Source organism: Marinobacter sp. MMG032 (genome assembly GCF_040112695.1).
Classification (GTDB): domain Bacteria; phylum Pseudomonadota; class Gammaproteobacteria; order Pseudomonadales; family Oleiphilaceae; genus Marinobacter; species Marinobacter salsuginis.
Map to the genome: position 1 here is coordinate 3771016 of NZ_CP157802.1, position 19642 is coordinate 3790657.

At 53.8% G+C, this 19642-nt stretch carries 19 protein-coding genes; 17 read left to right on the top strand and 2 right to left on the bottom strand.

Going from position 1 to position 19642, the window contains the following annotated elements; translation table 11 throughout:
• Window position 1 precedes the first annotated feature (1 nt).
• From ABNF92_RS17315 to ABNF92_RS17375, 13 genes are all read left to right on the top strand, one after another.
• Window positions 2-1768, top strand: coding sequence for an SLC13 family permease (locus ABNF92_RS17315; RefSeq protein ID WP_349342845.1), 1767 nt, complete (start codon window positions 2-4; stop codon window positions 1766-1768).
• Window positions 1768-2736: an NAD-dependent epimerase/dehydratase family protein gene (locus tag ABNF92_RS17320; RefSeq protein ID WP_349342846.1), complete on the top strand. Its 969-nt coding sequence runs from the start codon at window positions 1768-1770 to the stop codon at window positions 2734-2736. The genes ABNF92_RS17315 and ABNF92_RS17320 overlap by 1 nt, the downstream gene beginning before the upstream one ends.
• 3 nt (window positions 2737-2739) lie before the next feature.
• A complete protein-coding gene (locus ABNF92_RS17325; RefSeq protein WP_349342847.1) occupies window positions 2740-3291 on the top strand; it encodes a sugar transferase in 552 nt (183 codons plus the stop codon).
• A gap of 1 nt (window position 3292) precedes the next feature.
• The gene (locus ABNF92_RS17330) at window positions 3293-5233 is read left to right on the top strand and encodes a nucleoside-diphosphate sugar epimerase/dehydratase (protein WP_349342848.1); all 1941 of its coding nucleotides are present in this window, start codon (window positions 3293-3295) and stop codon (window positions 5231-5233) included.
• Between the two features lie 57 nt (window positions 5234-5290).
• Window positions 5291-6289, top strand: a complete 999-nt coding sequence (gene pseB / locus ABNF92_RS17335) for a UDP-N-acetylglucosamine 4,6-dehydratase (inverting) (RefSeq protein ID WP_349342849.1) — start codon at window positions 5291-5293, stop codon at window positions 6287-6289.
• Window positions 6290-6292: 3 nt separating this feature from the next.
• Window positions 6293-7453, top strand: a complete 1161-nt coding sequence (pseC, locus tag ABNF92_RS17340) for a UDP-4-amino-4,6-dideoxy-N-acetyl-beta-L-altrosamine transaminase (RefSeq protein WP_349342850.1) — start codon at window positions 6293-6295, stop codon at window positions 7451-7453.
• Window positions 7450-8151, top strand: a complete 702-nt coding sequence (pseF, locus tag ABNF92_RS17345; RefSeq protein WP_349342851.1) for a pseudaminic acid cytidylyltransferase — start codon at window positions 7450-7452, stop codon at window positions 8149-8151. Before pseC ends, pseF begins: the two co-directional genes overlap by 4 nt.
• On the top strand, window positions 8144-9259 hold the full coding sequence (gene pseG, locus ABNF92_RS17350; protein ID WP_349342852.1) for a UDP-2,4-diacetamido-2,4,6-trideoxy-beta-L-altropyranose hydrolase: 1116 nt from the start codon (window positions 8144-8146) through the stop codon (window positions 9257-9259). The genes pseF and pseG overlap by 8 nt, the downstream gene beginning before the upstream one ends.
• Window positions 9252-9758: a UDP-4-amino-4,6-dideoxy-N-acetyl-beta-L-altrosamine N-acetyltransferase gene (gene pseH, locus ABNF92_RS17355; protein ID WP_349342853.1), complete on the top strand. Its 507-nt coding sequence runs from the start codon at window positions 9252-9254 to the stop codon at window positions 9756-9758. The genes pseG and pseH overlap by 8 nt, the downstream gene beginning before the upstream one ends.
• Before the next feature lie 18 nt (window positions 9759-9776).
• On the top strand, window positions 9777-10829 hold the full coding sequence (gene pseI, locus ABNF92_RS17360; RefSeq protein WP_349342854.1) for a pseudaminic acid synthase: 1053 nt from the start codon (window positions 9777-9779) through the stop codon (window positions 10827-10829).
• 70 nt (window positions 10830-10899) lie between these two features.
• Entirely contained in the window at window positions 10900-12288 is a 1389-nt protein-coding gene (locus ABNF92_RS17365) for an MBL fold metallo-hydrolase (protein ID WP_349342855.1), read from the top strand.
• A 43-nt stretch (window positions 12289-12331) separates the two neighbouring features.
• Window positions 12332-13594, top strand: a complete 1263-nt coding sequence (gene tviB / locus ABNF92_RS17370; RefSeq protein WP_349342856.1) for a Vi polysaccharide biosynthesis UDP-N-acetylglucosamine C-6 dehydrogenase TviB — start codon at window positions 12332-12334, stop codon at window positions 13592-13594.
• 177 nt (window positions 13595-13771) lie between these two features.
• Entirely contained in the window at window positions 13772-14140 is a 369-nt protein-coding gene (locus ABNF92_RS17375) for a histone-like nucleoid-structuring protein, MvaT/MvaU family (RefSeq protein WP_014577682.1), read from the top strand.
• A gap of 37 nt (window positions 14141-14177) precedes the next feature.
• Here the strand turns inward: ABNF92_RS17375 and ABNF92_RS17380 are convergent, their stop codons facing one another.
• Window positions 14178-15131, bottom strand: a complete 954-nt coding sequence (locus ABNF92_RS17380; RefSeq protein WP_349342857.1) for a diguanylate cyclase — start codon at window positions 15129-15131, stop codon at window positions 14178-14180.
• A gap of 3 nt (window positions 15132-15134) precedes the next feature.
• Window positions 15135-16163: a response regulator gene (locus ABNF92_RS17385; protein ID WP_349342858.1), complete on the bottom strand. Its 1029-nt coding sequence runs from the start codon at window positions 16161-16163 to the stop codon at window positions 15135-15137.
• 352 nt (window positions 16164-16515) lie between these two features.
• On the opposite strand from ABNF92_RS17385, the gene ABNF92_RS17390 reads away from it, so the two are divergent.
• The 4 genes from ABNF92_RS17390 (at window position 16516) to ABNF92_RS17405 (ending at window position 19639) form a co-directional block, all read left to right on the top strand.
• A complete protein-coding gene (locus ABNF92_RS17390; protein WP_349342859.1) occupies window positions 16516-17394 on the top strand; it encodes a hypothetical protein in 879 nt (292 codons plus the stop codon).
• Window positions 17395-17442: 48 nt separating this feature from the next.
• A complete protein-coding gene (gene sbcB / locus ABNF92_RS17395) occupies window positions 17443-18888 on the top strand; it encodes an exodeoxyribonuclease I (RefSeq protein WP_349342860.1) in 1446 nt (481 codons plus the stop codon).
• A 96-nt stretch (window positions 18889-18984) separates the two neighbouring features.
• Window positions 18985-19308, top strand: coding sequence for a nucleotidyltransferase family protein (locus ABNF92_RS17400; RefSeq protein ID WP_136632236.1), 324 nt, complete (start codon window positions 18985-18987; stop codon window positions 19306-19308).
• Complete coding sequence (locus ABNF92_RS17405) at window positions 19298-19639, top strand: HepT-like ribonuclease domain-containing protein (protein ID WP_349342861.1); 342 nt, start codon at window positions 19298-19300, stop codon at window positions 19637-19639. Before ABNF92_RS17400 ends, ABNF92_RS17405 begins: the two co-directional genes overlap by 11 nt.
• Window positions 19640-19642: the final 3 nt, after the last annotated feature.

Here is a 19642-nt window from a genome sequence, read left to right on the forward strand (position 1 = left end):
TGTGGATTGGCAAGCCGTTCTTACCTTGATAACCCTGTTTTCGGTGTTGTCGGCGCTTGCGATTACTCGTGTTTCTGCCGATCTGATCCTGATGGCTGCCCTGGCTTTTCTGTTGATCACGGGGATTCTGGGGCCAGTGGAAGCGTTGGCCGGTTTTGGCAATCCCGGTGTTATCACGATCGCAACTCTGTATGTGGTTGCGGCCGGGCTAAAGGAAACTGGCGCCGTGCAGTGGATTGCCCGCCGGTTGCTGGGACACCCTAAAACCGAGAAGGGAGCCCAGCTGCGGATGATTGCTCCCACTGGCATTCTTAGTGGTTTCATGAATAATACGGCAGTGGTTGCCATGTTCATCCCGGCCATTCAGGACTGGGCCCAGCGACTGGGCGTGCCTGCTTCCAAACTGTTATTACCCTTGAGCTACGCCGCGATTCTTGGCGGAACCTGTACGCTGATCGGCACCAGTACCAATCTGGTTGTTGATGGCATGCTCCAGAGTCGGCTCGGAATCAACCTGGGGCTGTTCGAGTTGGCCTGGGTTGGCGTTCCCTTGTTACTAGTTGGTGGCGCCTTTCTGGTTTTATTTGCCTCGCGCATTCTTCCTGATCGTGGCGGTGTTACCGAAGAGCTGGATCTGGTTCGGGAATATGGCGTGGAGGTTGAAGTCGTCACCCCCGGGCCACTGGTCGGCAAAACCATTGCAGAGGCGGGACTTCGTGCGCTGAGTTACGGCTATCTGACTGAGATTGACCGCGGTGGTCGGCTGATTACTGCCGTTGAGCCGGATCGGACATTGCAGGGAGGTGACCGCCTTTATTTCGTAGGTGCGCCGGAGTGCGCCAGCGAGCTGCGCCGGATTCAGGGCCTCAAGCCGGCCAATGGCAGTGTTCACAAGCTGGATGTCGCGAACCACCAGCGTTGCCTTGTGGAGGTGGTGCTGGGGCCGGAATTTCCTGCCTTGAACAAGACCATTCGGGATAGCCGTTTTCGTACCCGTTTTAATGCGGTGATTTTGTCGCTGTCCCGCGAGGGCAGGCGGGTGCCCGGCAAGCTCGGCGATATCACCTTTCGAATGGGAGATACACTGCTGCTTGAGGCCAGCCACCAGTTTGTTGAGCAGTACCGGTTCCGCCGGGATTTCCTTCTCGTCAGTGCGCTCAACGATTCGACACCTCCGGATTTTCATAAAGCTCCGCGGGCCCTCGGAATTCTGGCGCTGATGGTGTTGGTAAGTGCTTCTGGCCTGTTGCAGATTATGGAGGCCGCTTTTCTTGCCGCCGGCGCCATGATTGTGTCGGGATGCATTACCGCCAGCAGGGCCCGGCGCAGTGTGGATTTGCCAGTGTTAGTAGTAATCGCCGCGTCTTTTGCGCTTGGCAATGCCATGACCGTTACCGGGGCTGCCGAGTGGGTGGCCGGCGGTTTGTTGGGGTTCGGGGAATTTTCTCCCTGGGTTGCTCTCGCCATCATCTATGTCCTCACTGCCGTTTTCACTGAAGTGATTACTAACAATGCGGCGGCGGTTCTTATGTTCCCCATCGCGCTGGCGCTCTCGGAGCAGCTCGGTGTGAGCTTCTTGCCTTTTGCGGTCGCCGTAATGTTTGCCGCGTCGGCATCGTTTGTTACGCCGTTGGGGTATCAGACGAATCTGATGGTCTATGGCCCGGGGCGGTATCGGTTTATGGATTACGTGAGAATAGGCTTCCCGCTGAGTCTGTTGGTGGGTGCCACAGCGATAGCCCTTATTCCAGTGATCTGGAGCTTTTGATGGAGAGTTCTGAAGAAAACCTGGAAATCGCGAAGCATCGGGTATTGCTGACGGGCGCTTCGGGCTTTATTGGCTCGCATGTTCTGCGGGATCTTTCCGAGCGGGCAGGCTTTGAGGTGCACCCACTCTCTCGCTATAAACGGGGTAGAGAGTGGCTGCAGGCAGATATTTGCAACGAGGACGAAATCGACGCCCTTGAGTTATCCGGCTATTCTGAAATTGTGCACTGTGCGGGGCGGGCGCACATAATGAGGGAGTCAGATGCCAACCCTCTGCAATCGTACCGGGATGTGAATGTTGTACCCACAGCGAGGCTGGCGCGTAAGGCAGCAGAATCCGGGGTAAAGCGCTTCATCTTTATCAGTTCGGTCAAGGTGAATGGCGAAAGCACCGTTGCGAGAGGCGCTTTCAAAGAAACGGATAAGCCTGCGCCCGAGGACGCCTACTCTGTATCGAAGATGGAGGCGGAGAGTGTCTTATTGTCCATCGCCAGGGAAACAGGGTTGGAGGTGGTTATTGTTCGCCCGGTTCTGGTATATGGAGCTGGCGTCAAAGGGAATTTCAGGACACTGATGAAGCTGGCCTCGAGCAGGCTGCCTTTGCCGGTGGCAGCATTCAAAAACAAACGCAGCCTGGTTGGGGTTGACAACGTGGCGGACTTCATCGGGGTTTGTATTGAGCATCCCGGGGCCGCAAACGAGGTGTTCCTGGTTTCGGACGGCCGGGACCTTTCAGTCAGCCAGCTTCTTTGTGAACTTTCCAGGGCGGCGGGAAGGCCATCCTTTCAGTTCCCTTTCCCGTTAAGACTGCTTGAGGTAACGGCCCAATTATTCGGCAAACGTGCTATGTTTCGCCGCGTTGCGGGCTCCCTCGAGGTGGATTCCAGCAAAGCCCGGGAGCTTTTGCATTGGCAGGCTCCGGTATCATTAAGTGACGGACTGAAGCGCTGCTTCAAAGATATGGAGTAAGCTTTGATTCGATTGCTGGATGTTGTTTTATCGATTACAGGGCTCGTGGTTGGGATGCCGCTTATGGTGGTGATCGCCTGTGTTGGCCTTATTGATACGGGGTCACCGTTTTTCCGACAGGTTCGGGTAGGCAGGGGCGGGAAGCCTTTTGTGCTGATCAAGTTTCGGACGATGAGCCGAAATACTGAGAGTGTCGCCAGTCACCTTGTCGCTTCGTCGGCGGTAACACCGTTTGGTCATTTTCTGCGTCGGTCGAAGCTGGATGAGCTGCCGCAGTTGTGGAACGTATTGAAGGGTGAGATGAGCCTCGTTGGTCCACGGCCATGCCTGTTCAGCCAGCAGCAATTGATTGATGAACGTGAACGGTGGGGCGTTCTTCGGGCCCGCCCTGGTATTACGGGGCTTGCTCAGATCAATAATATTGATATGTCTACGCCTTTTGTTCTGGCAAAAACAGATGCTGAGATGCTGGAAAGCCTGAGTTTGAAGAGCTACCTCAAATACATATTTTTAACCGTGCTTGGGAAAGGCGCGGGTGATCGTGTGAGGCGATAATATGCTGGATGCATTTCTAGAATTGCCGCGTTTTCAGAAGAGGCTGATTTCAGTTGTTTCAGACGCTCTGTTCCTTTTCCTTGCGCTTTGGGCGGCTTTTGCACTGAGACTTGAAGAACCTGCCTGGGTGCCGGAAGCCAGACAAATTGTTGCTTCTGCCATCACGGTGGGTCTGACAATAGGCTTTTTCATAAAGCTTGGTTTGTACAGGGCGGTCATCCGGTATCTGGGTGATGAAGCCTTGCTGACAATCATCTATGGCGTGGTGCTTTCGAGTGTCACGCTTATCGTACTGGGGTATTCCCTTCAGGCTTTTGTTCCACGTTCCGTTCCAGTTATATACGGTTCTCTTGCCTTCCTTTTCGTTGGGGGGACCCGGCTTGGCGTGCGATTTATCGTGAATCATCCGCTTCAGAAAGCCAAAGAGCGAGTTGCTATTGTCGGGGCCGGGGAGACTGCGATGCAGTTGGCTTCTGCAATCACCCAGGGGATTGAATATCGTCCGGTTGTCTTTATCGCCTTTGAAGAGTCCCATCATAAAACGCTGGTTAAAGGCCTGCCTGTGGTGAGTCTCGATCATATTGAAAAAGCGGTTTCCCGGCACAGGGCAGAGCGCATTCTGTTGGCGCTTGATGAGGATTCCCGAGTCGACCGCAGGTCTTTGGTGAAGAGGCTGGAGCGCCTGAGTATTCCTGTTCAGACTGTACCCTCGCTAAAGGAACTGGTTGCCGGGCAGGCAAGAATAAATGATATCAGGGACCTTGAAATTGAAGATCTGTTGGGCAGGGACCCGGTAACCCTTGATTTCAAAAGCGTATCGCAGAGCCTTTTCGAAAAAGCTGTGATGGTGACAGGAGCTGGCGGTTCCATTGGTTCTGAGCTGTGCAGGCAGATTTTGCAGCACAAGCCCAAAGTACTCGTTTTGCTGGAGCAATCAGAGTTTTCGCTGTATGCAATAGAACGGGAACTCAACTCTATTAGCCGAGTGGAAAGCATCGATGTCCGTATTGTGCCGTTGCTGGCCAACGCGATGAGTCGCAAGCGTGTGGAGCTGGCAATGCGATCGTTAAGGATTGAAACGGTCTATCATGCTGCTGCCTACAAGCATGTTCCGCTCGTTGAGCACAATATGTTGGAGGGTGTGCACAATAATGTGTTTGGAACTCTGCATGTTGCTGAAGCAGCCATTGCGGCTGGCGTCGAGCGCTTCGTGTTCATTTCAACCGACAAGGCGGTAAGACCAACCAATGTGATGGGGGCCAGCAAGCGTATGGCAGAGCTTGTGCTTCAAGGGCTGGCTCAGCGGCAATCGGATACTGTGTTCTCCATGGTACGTTTCGGCAATGTGCTCGGTTCCTCCGGGTCAGTTGTGCCGTTATTTCGGGATCAGATTCGTGACGGCGGCCCTGTTACCGTTACCCATCCGGACATCATCCGGTATTTCATGACGATTTCTGAAGCCAGCCAGCTGGTTTTGCAGGCTGGCAGCATGGGAAAAGGCGGAGAGGTTTTTGTACTTGATATGGGCGAGCCCGTCAGAATTGCTGAGCTCGCCAGGAAAATGATCCATCTGATGGGCCTGACGGAGAAGACGGACGATCGTCCCGGCGGCGACATTGAAATTGTGTTCACCGGTCTCAGGCCTGGCGAAAAACTGTATGAAGAACTCCTCATAGGGGACGACCCCAGAGGTACAGACCACCCACGTATAATGATGGCCCGCGAATTATCCATGCCCTGGAAAGAGGTGGAGCAGGTTTTAAACAACCTGATGCGGGCTAGTCATGATTTTGATTGTAACGAGGTTCTGTCGATTCTTCAGCAGGCGCCGACGGGATTTACTCCCGATAATGGCGTTGCTGATTTGCTATGGTTCGATGGCAAGGGCAGATTGTCTGTTGTTTCGTCTGAGGCAGGTAAGGTTCGGCGTTTTCCTGCCTGATTTTATCTATTCAAGACAGTGTTAATAAAAGAGTGTTTCAGAGGCATGCGAAAGTAAATGTTTAACAATAGCTCCATACTTGTTACCGGCGGCACAGGCTCTTTTGGCCACACCTTTGTACCCATGCTTCTGGAAAAATATAACCCCAGGAAAGTGATTATTTTTTCTAGGGATGAAATGAAGCAGTGGGAAATGGCGAAGAAGTTCTCTGGTGACCGCCGCGTGCGGTTCTTCATCGGAGATGTACGGGACAGAGACAGGCTGTATCGGGCTTTGGATGGCGTTGATTATGTCGTCCACGCGGCTGCCACAAAGATCGTTCCCATCGCCGAGTACAACCCATTCGAGTGCATCAAAACCAACATCAATGGTGCCATGAACCTGATCGATGCCTGTATCGACAAAGGCGTTAAACGAGTGGTGGCGCTGTCGACCGACAAGGCCTGCAGCCCGATTAACTTATACGGTGCAACCAAACTGGCTTCAGATAAGCTGTTTGTGTCTGGTAATTCTTATGCTGGTGGTCATGAGACCCGTTTCGCGGTGGTTCGCTATGGGAACGTTATGGGTTCGAGGGGGTCTGTCATACCATTCTTCATGTCTTTGCGTGATCAAGGTATTCTGCCTATTACCGATGAGCGAATGACCCGTTTCATGATTTCGCTGGAAGAGGGTGTTGAACTGGTGTGGCATGCATTTGAGGACATGGAAGGTGGCGAGATCTATGTCAAGAAGATTCCCTCCATGAAAGTTACCGACCTTGCCCGCGTTATTGCGCCTGAGGCCAGGCAGGAAATTGTTGGAATTCGCCCCGGTGAGAAGCTGCACGAGCAGATGATTGGCGCTGAAGACTCCTACTACACCTACGAGTATCCCGAGCATTTCAAGATCTTGCCAGCGATACACGACTGGAGCGCTGATGAGGCAAGAATCAAGGATGGAAAAAAAGTGCCCGAGGGCTTTGTTTATTCGAGTGATAACAATGAAGAATGGATGACTGAAGAGCAGCTCCAAGCCTGGATTGACGCCAATCGGGAAAGCATTGGGAGTATCTGATTTATGATTCCCTATGGCCGGCAGGAAATCACTCAACAGGATATTGATGCCGTTGTAGATGTATTAAAGTCTGATTTTCTTACGCAGGGGCCCGTGGTCCCTGAATTCGAGCAGAGGGTTGCAAGCCACGTTGGCGCTGTTTTTGGTCTGGCTGTCAATAGCGCAACCTCGGCATTACACATTGCCTGCGCGGCTGCGGGGCTGAAGCCTGGGGACTGGTTATGGACATCTCCGGTGACTTTTGTTGCCTCTGCCAATTGTGGCCTTTACTGCGGCGCCAAAGTCGACTTTGTCGATATCGATCCCCATACGTATAACATGTGCCCGAATGCGCTCGAACGGAAGTTGCAGCATGCAGAGGCGCTTGGACGTCTACCAAAGATAGTGGTGCCTGTTCACCTATGTGGACAGCCCTGTGATATGGCTCGGATAAAAAGTCTGGCCGATCGGTACGGGTTCCGAATCATTGAAGATGCTTCTCACGCCATTGGTGGAAAGCACTGCGATGATTTCATCGGCAGCTGCAGATTCAGTGATGTAACGGTGTTCAGCTTTCATCCTGTGAAGATTATAACCACTGGAGAGGGCGGAATGGCTGTTACTAATGATCCGGACCTCGCCGGGCGAATGGAATTGTTGCGAAGCCATGGCATCACCCGTGATCCCATGAGAATGACCCATGAGCCGGACGGCCCCTGGTACTATCAGCAGGTAGAGCTGGGTTTTAACTACCGAATGACGGAGTTGCAGGCGGCCCTGGGTGTTAGCCAGATGACGCGGCTCGACGACTTCGTGAAGCGCCGGCATGAGTTGGCCCGGCGATACGATGAGCTGCTGGCGGATTTGCCGGTAGTGACGCCATGGCAGCATCCGGACAGCTATTCCGGTCTTCACCTATACGTAATCCGACTGAAATTGGCAGAGACTCGCGCCAGCCACCGTGAGGTATTCGAATCGCTGAGGGTGCAGGGAATTGGTGTAAACCTGCATTACATCCCTGTCCATACCCAGCCCTATTACTCAGCAATGGGGTTCGCGCCCGAGGATTTCCCGGAAGCCATGCGTTATTACAACGAGGCGATCAGCATTCCCATGTACCACGGCCTGACGTTTGAGCAGCAGAATGTGGTAGCAGCGGCGCTGCAGAAGGCCCTCGCAGCATGAAGGTTGCGGTAATTCCGGCCCGGGGAGGCAGCAAACGGATTCCGGGCAAGAATATCCGGGATTTTTGCGGCAAACCGATGATCGCCTGGTCCATTGAGGCGGCCCGAGCGAGTGGCTGTTTCGACCAGGTGATAGTTTCAACCGATGACGAAAAGATCGCCGAAGTTGCCAGGCATTGCGGCGCTACAGTTCCTTTCATGCGTCCTGAGCATCTTTCAGATGATTACACGGGAACGCTGCCGGTGATACGCCACGCGGTTGAGTGGTTCGTCGGTTCCGGGCATGTCGTCGATCTGGCTTGCTGTATCTACGCCACAGCTCCTTTCATCACGCCTGCGGACATTCAGGAGGGCGAAAGGCGGCTTCAATCTGTGGGCTGCAGCTTCGCGTTTTCTGTGACCAGCTTTGCTTTTCCTATCCAGCGTGCACTGCGCCTTGCCGATGGCGGCCGGGTGGAAATGATGCACCCGGAGCAGTTTTCGACACGTTCCCAGGATCTGGAAGAAGCCTGGCACGATGCCGGTCAGTTCTATTGGGGAACCGCGGAGGCCTGGCTTGAGGAGCGGATGATCTTTGGACGGGACTCGATCGGAGTACCTATTCCTCGATATCGTGTTCAGGACGTCGATACCCATGAGGATTGGGAGAACGCAGAGTATATGTTCGAAGCGTTAAGAACCCGAGCGCGCAATGACTGATTCGCTTGCCGTCGCCTTCCGGGTTGATGCCTCCACGCTTATGGGTTCTGGCCATGTGATGCGCTGCCTATCACTGGCAGACGCACTGTCGGAAGCCGGTGCCAGATGTTTTTTCGTAATGCGCCAGGAACCGGGAAGTCTGGAGGGCGCAGTGCGCAGCAGGGGGCATCGTTTTTTGATGCTTTCATCGGGCGGGACGGAGAAAAGCGCTCGTCGTTCTGAAAGTGAGCCACCCCATGCCGGCTGGCTGGGAGTGGGTTGGAAAGCCGATGCCTCTGAAACTCTGCAGGCATTGAAAGGAATAGAGTTGGACTGGCTGGTGGTAGACCACTACGCACTCGATAATCGCTGGGAGTCTGATCTTGTTGGTTCTTGCCGTCGCCTGATGGCTATTGATGATCTTGCAGACCGAAAGCACCAGTGTGATTTGCTTCTGGACCAGAATCTTGGTCGTAAACCGGATGATTACGATGGTCTGATACCGGGCCACGCCAAAAAGCTGATTGGCTCTGATTACGCGTTGCTTCGGCCCGAGTTCCGCCGGGCACGTGCCATGTCCCTTGAAGCACGGCAAACCCGGGAGCCCCGAAACATACTCGTTAGTATGGGTGGCGTGGATGGGGCGAATGTCACCGGCGATGTTCTGCGGGTACTGGATACCATCGAGGTTGTTCCCGCTTATCGGGTTACCGTCGTTCTCGGGGCCGCCTGTCCTCATATCGACGAGGTGATAGAGCAAGCTGAATCAATGCGTCTGGATGCACGGGTAGTAGTAAATGCCAACAACATGGCGGAGCTGATGAGCAAGGCAGATCTTGCCATTGGTGCCGCTGGGGGCTCTGCCTGGGAACGCTGCTGCCTTGGTTTGCCCAGTTTGCTCGTGGTAATGGCTGACAACCAGCGGCCGGGCGCTGAGGCACTGAAACGAGCGGGCGCAGCACTCAGCTTGGGTTGGCCGGACGCTATTGAAAAGACATTGCCCCGGGCGATAAGTGACGTATTCGCGCCCGGAAGGTTGCTTGAAATGAGCCAGAATGCTGCTGCAATCTGCGATGGCTTGGGTGTGCGGCGCGTGGCTGATGCCCTCCGGGAGGTTTCGGATGAGTAGGGGGCTGCTGAGACCTATGCGCTCCGGGGACCTGGCGCGGGTTCTCAATTGGCGAAATCATTCCGATGTGCGACAGGTTATGTACACCAGCCATGAAATCTCCCCCGAAGAGCATGAGCAGTGGTTTGCTCGGAACAGTGAAGCCTCCGGTGTGTGGCTGCTGATCTACGAAGTGGATTCGGCTCCGGTCGGCTTCGTAAATTTCTCTTCGACCCGCTGCGCCCAGGTTGCAGACTGGGGCTTCTATCTAGCGCCGGACTCAGAGCCAGGAACCGGGCGGTCGCTTGGTGAGGTTGCCTTGAATTACGCCTTTGAAGAGCTGGAAATGCATAAACTCTGCGGGCAGGCTCTTGGTTTTAACGAACGGTCAATCCGCTTCCATGAGCGCCTAGGATTCACCCGGGAAGGTGTCCTTAGAGAGCAGCACTACGATGGCGAGCGTTATCACGACGTTATCTGTTTCGGCCTTCTGGCTGCCGAGTGGAAAAACGCGAAATAAAGATTTAAGGGCGTGTTTATGAGTGAAGCAAAAATTGTCATTGATGGTCGCGAGATTTCATCATCTCAGACGCCTTACATAATTGCAGAGCTGTCTGCTAATCATAACGGGAAGCTTGAAACGGCTCTAAAAATCATTGATGAGGCGGTTGAAGCCGGGGCAGACGCGGTAAAGTTGCAGACTTACCGGCCTGATACCATCACCCTGGACTCCGATGCTGATGATTTCAAAATCAAAGGTGGGCTCTGGGACGGTCGAACCCTCTATGAGTTGTATGAAGAGGCTCACATGCCCTGGGAGTGGCACAAACCGTTGTTTGAGCGAGCTAGGGAGCTGGGGATCACGATTTTCAGTTCGCCGTTCGATACTACTGCTGTAGATCTGCTTGAGGAACTCGGCGCCCCGGCCTACAAGATCGCCTCGTTCGAGGCGGTGGATCTGCCGTTGATCGAGTACGTGGCCCGCACCGGCAAACCGATGATTATTTCCACCGGGATGGCGGATGCTGAAGAAATCCAGGAGGCCATCGATGCAGCGCGGCGAGCGGGTTGTAAACAGCTGGCGATTCTTCACTGCGTGAGTGGCTATCCAGCGCCAGCGGAAGATTATAACCTTCGAACCATTGTGGACATGCAGCAGCGCTTTGGTCTGATTACAGGGTTGTCGGATCATACCCTGGACAATACAACGGCGATTGCCAGCGTTGTTCTGGGTGCGTCGATCATTGAAAAGCACTTCACGCTCGACCGATCTGGTGGCGGGCCTGATGACAGCTTTTCCCTCGAGCCTGAGGATCTCAAAGCGCTTTGCCGGGACAGCAAGACTGCGTGGAAAGCTTTAGGAAAGGTTGATTACGGTAGGAAATCCAGCGAGCAGGGAAACGCGCTGTTTCGCCGTTCCTTGTACTTTGTGAATGATATCAGGGCGGGGGAAGTCATATCCGGGGGAGATGTTCGCAGTGTTCGCCCTGGTTTCGGGCTGGCGCCAAAGCATCTGAAAACCGTTGTTGGCAAGGTCGCACGGCATGATATCAGCAGGAACTCTCCGGTCAGAGAAGAGGATTTTCGGTAACCTGTAAGCGAATAGAAAATCTGGCCCGGGACTGGGCCGGGTTCAGAATTATCAACAAGGACGTTCAAGTATGATTTCAATATCTCACCACGGCGCCACCTCTGGTGTTACCGGCTCCTGCCACGAACTTTCGCTGGCTCAGGGATCCCAAAAAAGAGGCATCCTCATAGATTGCGGCCTGTTTCAGGGCCAGGACGAGGGCCGCAGCGCTTCCGCTTCCGATCTCTCCATTGATTTCCCCATCGAACACATCCGGGCCTTGGTAGTCACCCATGTACATATCGACCATGTGGGGCGCATCCCCTATTTGCTGGCTGCAGGTTTCGAAGGCCCCATCATTTGTTCCGAACCCTCGGCCATTATGCTGCCGGAAATTCTGGAAGATGCCCTGAAAATCGGCTTTACCCGTGACCGTCAGCTGATTGAGCGGGTTCTGAGGCTGATTCGTTCCCGCCTGGTGCCGGTGCCTTATGCCCATTGGCACTCGGTGTTTGATGATGGCGATTGTTTGCTCTCGGTTCGGCTTCAGAGAGCAGGGCATATCCTGGGTTCGGCTTATGTGGAGTGTGATGCTCGAATGGGGGATGTTGCAGAGCGAATTGTGTTCAGTGGCGATCTTGGGGCGCCCCATGCTCCCTTGTTGCCAGCCCCTCAATCCCCGGAGCGGGCAGATCGGTTGGTTATTGAGAGTACGTATGGCGACAAGGACCACGAGGACCGGGAAACGCGGCGCTATCGATTGAAGGCCGTGTTGGAGCGTGCTCTTGAAGATGGCGGCACGGTGTTGGTACCAGCGTTCAGTATTGGGCGGACGCAGGAGTTGCTGTATGAGATTGAGGGCCTGATCCATGAGTTTGGAGGAGAGCTGTGGGGCGATCTGCAAATCGTTGTTGATTCGCCCCTGGCCGCCGAATTCACCCGAATCTATCGTGACCTCAAGCCCTTTTGGGACGCGGAGGCTTCCGAATTGGTTCGCCAGGGCCGGCATCCGCTCTCGTTCGAGCAACTCACCGTCATCAACTCCCACGAAGACCACCTGAATGCGGTGGATTACCTTTCCCGCTCTCATCGTCCCTGTGTGGTTCTGGCCGGTTCCGGCATGTGTGCCGGTGGTCGTGTTGTGAATTATCTGAAGGCTATGCTGGGCGATAAACGAAACGATGTCCTGTTCGTGGGCTACCAGGCCGCAGGCACGCCGGGAAGGAATATTCTCACTTACGGTCCTCGTGGTGGCTGGGTTGAGCTGGATGGTAACCGCTATGATATTCGAGCGCGGATTCATCAGGTTGGGGGGTACTCGGCCCATGCGGGGCAATCGGATCTGGTGGAGTTTGTATCAGGTATACCTTTCTCTCCCCGAGAGATTCGAATTGTCCACGGTGATCAGGTCGCCAAACTGGCGTTGAAAAGGTGTTTTCAATCTCTGACGGGTACAGACATAATTATCCCATCTGAATAGGGCGGAACGACGCAGGGTTTTGCTTCTGGGGAAAGGAATGCAAATGAAGAAAATTGCAGTTATTGGTCTTGGCTATGTGGGGCTGCCTCTTGCCGCTGCCTTTGGCGAAAAGCGGGAAATCGTCGGTTTTGATATCAACAAAAAACGTATTGCCGAGTTGAAAGATGGTGCTGATTTCACCCGTGAGGTGTCCCGGGAAGAGTTAGCTGCAGCATCGGGTTTGTCTTTTACAGATAATCTTGAAGGCATTCGCGGTTGCCAGATTTACATTGTGACCGTTCCAACTCCAATTGATGAATTCAAAAAACCGGATTTAACGCCCTTGGTAAAAGCGAGCGAAGCCGTTGGCAAGGTTTTGAAGCAGGGCGATATCGTAATTTACGAATCCACGGTATATCCCGGCGCAACGGAAGAAGTTTGCGTGCCCGTTCTTGAAAAAGTCTCCGGTCTGGCATTCAACAGAGATTTCTTTGCCGGCTACAGTCCTGAGCGAATTAACCCTGGTGATAAAGAGCACCGCGTAACCAGCATTATGAAAGTGACCTCTGGTTCCACTCCGGAAATTGCCGATGAAGTCGATGCACTTTACGCCAGTGTTATTACTGCAGGGACCCACAAAGCCAGCTCCATTAAAGTGGCTGAAGCGGCAAAAGTTATCGAAAATACACAGCGCGATTTGAATATCGCACTGATGAATGAGCTTTCGATGATTTTCTCACGCTTGAAAATTGATACCCATGAAGTACTGGCTGCGGCGGGCACAAAATGGAATTTCCTGCCGTTTAAGCCCGGCCTGGTCGGTGGCCACTGTATTGGAGTAGATCCTTATTATCTTACTCACAAAGCCCAGGCCATTGGTTACCACCCGGAAATTATTCTGTCTGGCCGGCGGGTAAACGACAATATGGGACCCTATGCAGCAGCCGAACTGGTTAAGGCGATGATCAAGGCCGGGCATACCGTGGCATCATCAAAAGTGCTGGTAATGGGTCTTACCTTTAAGGAAAACTGCCCGGATTTACGGAACACTCGGGTTATTGATGTTATTCGGGAGCTGGAAGATTTTGGCTGTTGCGTGGATGTAACGGACTGCTGGGCGGATAATGCCGAAGCTGAACATGAATATGGTATTTCCCTGGTGGAATCCCCGAGCGGCGGAGATTATGATGCAGTGTTTCTTGCGGTGCCTCACCGTGAATATGCCGCCAAATCTTCGAAAGAACTGCGTGCTTATTTGAAAGACAATGGCGTGCTCTTTGATCTGAAGGGTGTTTTGCCATTAGGTGAAGCGGATTTAAGATTGTAAGCGCAATTTTTGTACAGTGTATGTTTAAAATCCGATCATGTTGATCGGATTTTTTATTAATGGTTCGTAAATAAATAATTTTGCCAGCTCACAGTTATTTTATTATTATCGTAGGCGACTTTTAGTCAACTCCATTTAAGTTTTTTAAAACCCCTATTTGAATAAGGTTTTAATTCCATGGCAAAGATTAACGACTATTATCAGAAAAAACAGCTTATGGAAAAGCTTGCTGCAGAGCTGGAACAGCTTGAAAAAGACCAGGCTCTAAAAGGTGAACTGGAGTTTGAAAACAAGGTTCGCGCCTTGATGAAGGAGTATGACAAGTCACCCAAGGATGTACTTCAGATTCTTTCTGCAATCGATCCTTCCGTGTCAGGCGGCAAAGCCGATTCAACGGCCGGTAGCCGCCCGAAGCGCCCGATGAAGACTTATAAGAACCCGCACACCGGTGAAGTGGTCAAGACTCGCGGTGGCAATCACAAGACGCTGAATGAATGGCGTCAGAAGCATGGTAAGGAAGCTGTGCAGAGCTGGCAGCAGGACTGATGTCAGTTGGCCCTTCTCCTTGCGTGGAGAGGGGCTTTTAACCCACCATTACCCTGTTTCGACCACCTTCCTTTGCCGCGTATAGTGCCTCGTCTGCCTTCTGCATCCACTGCATATAGTTCTCAGGCTCGTCCGTTAACTGGGCAATGCCGATGCTGATGGTATAGCGTATGGATGCCGCGCTGGTTTCCACCACGCTCTGTTCAATGCTTTCCCGTATCCGCTCGCAAATGATGCGTGCGCCCTCGGCGTCGGTTTCCGGCAGTATGATCCCGAATTCCTCCCCGCCGTAGCGGCCGGCGCTGTCGGACTGGCGGATGGCATTGCGGGTGACCCTGGCTGTGTGTTTGATTACTTCATCCCCGGCCAGGTGGCCATGGGTGTCGTTCACTGGCTTGAAATGGTCGATGTCAAACATCACCAGGCTGGTGGTGTGGCCATAGCGGCGGAAGCGTTCGAATTCTGCGTCCACCAGGTTTTCCCAGGTGCCCCGGTTAAGCAGGCCGGTGAGGCGGTCTGTCATGCTCAGTTTGGCCAGCTGCTCGTTGGCCCTTTCCAGGGCCATTTTGCTACTGGCGATGTCGGTAACGTCGTACACCATCAGGCACACTTTCTCGACTTCCCCGTTGGTGCCGGAGAGCGGGCTGATGGTGAGGTTCTGGAACATGTACTCTTCCGTGCCGGTGATGGGCCGGGTATTGCGGAACTGGAACAGGTAAGGGCGCTGCTCCCATGAGGTGAACGCTTTGGTATTAAGCAAGGCGACGGCGTCCACCTTACGGGTCAACCAGGCTTTTGGGATATCCGGGAATACGTCGAACAGCACCTGGCCCTGGATCTTGCTCGCTGTGATGCCGCTGTGGTTCTCCATGAAGCCGTTCCAGACTTCCACTCTGAAATCCAGGTTGAGCACCACAAGGCCCACTTCCACGGATTCCAGCATGTCCATCAGCCAGTGAAAGGAGTTGGCTTCAGATTCTTCTATGGCCATGAGTCAGTCCACCAGATATTGCAGGCGATCTTCGAGAAAAGGCACTGAATCCTCGGTGAGGAGGATCAGCATGTCGCATTCGATGTCCCGGTCTTCCAGGGCATAGCAGATTTCGATGCACAGCAACTGTTCTTCACGGGCGCTGTGGTGTTCGAGCAATTCGGTGATCTGCCGATGCTGGCCGAGCACGGTGGGGTGGCCAAGGCCGAGTTTCAGGTCCAGCTGGTCGCCGATGCCCTTGAGGAAGGCGCCGAAGAGTATGCTGGACATGTCCATCAGCACCTCCACGTTGACCGCCTCGCCTTCGAGGGTGTCGTAGTGAAGCATCTCTGCCATTTCCCGGAAGCTGGCATCTGCAAACAGCAGAAGAGCCTCTCCGGCGATGCCGGCCCCGGTGAATCCCTGGCACACCGCAGAATAGGTGTCGCTGTCGCTGACCGAGGAAATGGCCATGTGCAGTTCGGAGTTGGCCAGGAACGCAACCTTCGGAATCGGTTGTTTCACGAAAACCCGTAACAGGCGGGCCAGAAGATCCGAAGACCGGCCCATGGCAACGTTGGAGATTTCCTGCAGGTAGTCGTTCAGGGAAACGGAGATTTCCGGAGCGGGGCTGGCCGTGCTTTTCAGGTTGGTGTCCTGAAGCGCCGTGTCTTCGAGCTCTCCGGGGCGGTACACCCCATACTCCACCAGCAGGTCGAGCACAATGCACGTTTCGGTTGGCTTCTTGATGAAGTCGAGGGCGCCGAGTTTTTTGACCCGTTCCCGGGCTTCAGGCTGAATATCGCCGGAAACCACGATGGTCATCACCGGCAGATCTTCCTTTCGAACCTGTTCCAGCACCTGGTAGCCGTCCATCTCCGGCATGTTCAGATCCAGGAACATCAGCTCGGCCTCGTGTCTCCGCAGTTTCTCCAGAGCTTCCACACCGTCTTTCGCGAAACTGACGTCCCCGCGCAATCCCTCTGGCAGGGCTCGGGCCATTTGCTTTCTGGCCAGGGCAGAGTCGTCGCAGATCAGAATGCGGGTGGTCATTGATGAGGCCGTAGAGGGTTGGTCATAAGGTGCGAAAGTATACCAGCAGTATTTGTTGTGTACACGTTTGCTACAGCATTCGTGTCAATGGGTGAGTTGTTGTAAGTATTTTAAACCAAAGGTTTTGTGACTGTATTCAAAGTTGGTTGAGTATTACTGAATTGTAAATGGTGAGTGTGACCCTGCTCACTCTATTGACCGATCTGCCTTGGTTATAGTGTGTTTGCGGCAAATAAAAAATAATGTCAAACACTGCCGCCTGTGAGCACCGGAAATCCAAAAATAAACCGGGCTGCAGCGGAGTCGGGCGTCGGAAACTGACTCTTAACGATTAATTCAGAGACGCAAGATTATGAGACAGCGAGCGTACGGATACGCTGCCGTCACCATGTTCTGCCTGGGTATTGCGCCCGTTGCCCAGGCTGAGCTGAAGCCCATTTCAGAGGAAACAATGGGTGAGGTGACCGGGCAGGCTTTTATGCAGATTGAGAACATTGACGGCGGTGTCGATGGACATCAGTTTACTCGAATGACTTTGGGCATGGACGTCGAGACCCGCGTCAATATCGACGATGCGACAGCCGGCGAAATCGACGGCGGCATGGACTTCGCTGCCCAGCACTTGGCGCTGGGGCATATCGCCCGGGATGACGGCGATCAATTCAACGGCCGCACCTACAGCGCGGGCGATACTGTTCATTTTGAGGCAGCCAAGCCATACATCGAACTGGCGAACGACAGCGCTGGTGAGCTTGCTGGATTCAGGTTGGGCTTTGGCCAGGCCCGGGGGTCTGTTTCCTCAATCACCAGCAGTTTCAGTGGCGATATTGGCCTGAAACTGGTGGATGGCTCCGGGCAGGAATTCGATGCGACCCTGTTTGATGGGAACACTCAGGCCACCCAATACCGGGCCAGTCATATAGGCATTGACGATGGAACGGCAGACTGTGCCTCTGGCACTAACTGCGCACCATTAACCCACCTGCAGTCGCTGTATGTTGGGGAAGAGGGTGTCGATGGGGTGACTGATTTCACCAGCGACTTCTTCATTGGTTTCCAGCGTGAAGGGGTGGACTGGCAGAGCCCGGATGGCGCCACCGTGATAAATGCTGGAAAGGGCGTGTTTATTAATCTGCCCACAAGCATGAAAGTGGATATGAGCCAATTGATCACCCAGGGTGTGGACCGGCTGCAGACCCATCGGGACGATATGGGTACTCGATTGTTTTAAATGCTAAACTCCTGCCAGTGCAAATTCATTCGGCAGGAGCCTAATCCCTTGATCCGCTCGTTTTACTGGCACGATTACGAAACTTTCGGGGTAGACCCGGTTCACGACAGGCCTTCCCAGTTTGCCGGCGTGCGAACGGATGCGGATCTCAACATCATCGAAGACCCGCTGGTGATTTACTGTAAGCCAGCGGACGACTACCTTCCATCGCCCGAAGCCTGTCTCATTACCGGCATTACGCCCCAGAAGGCACTGGAAGATGGCTTTCCAGAGGCCGAGTTTATCGCCCAGATCAACGAGGCCTTCAGCCAGCCAGGCACCTGTGTGGTGGGCTACAACAGCCTGCGCTTTGATGATGAAGTGACTCGCCACACCCTCTACCGCAACCTGCGGGATCCCTATGCCCGCGAGTGGCAGAATGGCAATTCCCGCTGGGACATCATTGATATGGTGCGCCTCACCTATGCGCTGCGCCCTGAGGGCATCAACTGGCCCCGCAAAGAAGATGGAAGTCCCAGTTTCAAACTGGAGGAGCTAACGGTTGCCAACGGAATCGCACACGAGGCGGCCCACGATGCCATGTCGGATGTTGAGGCAACCATTGCGGTGGCCAAACTGATCAAGGAGAAGCAGCCAAAGCTCTTTGATTTTGTATTGCAGAACAAAGACAAACACTCGGCTCGGGCGATGCTGGATACGGCTGCCATGAAGCCGGTATTCCACATATCCGCCAAGTACCCGGCCAGCCGAGGATGCTGTGCCATGGTGGCCCCGGTGGCCGAGCATCCCACCAATAAGAACCTGGTGATTGTTTACGACCTGCGCGAAGACCCAAGCGAGTTAATCAATGCCAGCGCTGATCAGATTCGTGAGCGGGTGTTTACTTCCCAGGCAGAATTGGGGGAGGGCGTGAGCCGCTTTCCGCTTAAAGGCGTGCAGCTGAACAAATGCCCGGTACTGGCACCGGCGAACATGCTTTCCACCCTTTCTCCGGAGCGTCTCGAAGAGTTGGCCCTGGACGGGGATACCCTGCGGGCCAATCTCGCCATGCTGCGCAAGGCGCCGGATCTGCCAGCCAGGATTGCCGAGGCCTTCGACCAGCCCCACGAAAGCGATCTGACAGACCCGGATGAGCAGCTCTATGCAGGTGGCTTCATCAGTAAAGCTGATCGAGAGAAGCTGAACTGGGTGCTGGAGCAGCCGGTCGAGACGCTTGGCGAGCTGGATGTGACGTTCGAAGACAATCGCCTGCAGGAGCTGCTGTTTCGCTATCGGGCGCGGAACTATCCAGGCAGCCTGATGGGCGAAGAGCTGGAGCGGTGGGAGGAGTTCCGTAGCCAGAGGCTAATGCAACCGAAAAAGGGCTGGCGGTCTCTGGAGGCCTATGCCCAGGAACTACAGCGCCTGGCGGCGGATCCGGAGTTGACGCCGCAGAGGCGGCATATTCTGGAAGATTTGCATTTGTATGGGGAGTCTTTGATTCCTTATATCTGAGGATAAGGATGTTGGCCGTTCCGGCCGCCGCTTTCTTTATTGTTTGGGGGGCAAGGTTTAAACTCCAGACATATACTGCAAGCTACTGAGTGAAGTATGGCCGCATTTAATGCACTGGAAATGTTGAAAGGAAAACAGGACGAGATTCGCCTGCTTTGTAAAAAGCACAGGGTAATGTCGTTCGGTGTTTTCGGCTCTGCTGCGACAGGGCATTTCAATGAGACCAGTGATCTGGATTTTCTTGTGGATTTTGATCCAGCTCTAACAGCTACTCAAAAGGCTGCGGCGTTTTTCGGGCTAAAAGAAGAACTGGAATCAATGTTTTCTCGCCCAGTGGATTTGGTCACGGTGTCCTCACTGACCAATCCTTATTTCAGAGACTCGGTTCTAGAAGAGCGGCATTCCTTATATGCAGCGTGAGGCTCTCAAGTACCTTTACGATATTCTTGCAGCTGCTGAGAAGGTTCAGCGTTTTATTGCTGGTAGCAGTGAAGACGATTATCTGAGTGACGAGTTGTTGCAGTCTGCTGTTGAGCGCCAGTTCGAAATTATCGGAGAGGCGATGGGTAAGTTACACAAGATCGCTCCGGGAGAGGCTGAGCGGTTTGTCGATTATAAAAAGATGATCGCATTTCGGAACGTGCTTATTCACGGCTATGCGACTATCGATCCGGTGATCGTTTGGGGCGTGGTGGAAAGCAATCTGAATGATGTTTTGAATCAGGCGCGTGAGGCTTTGAGCGCTGATTAATAA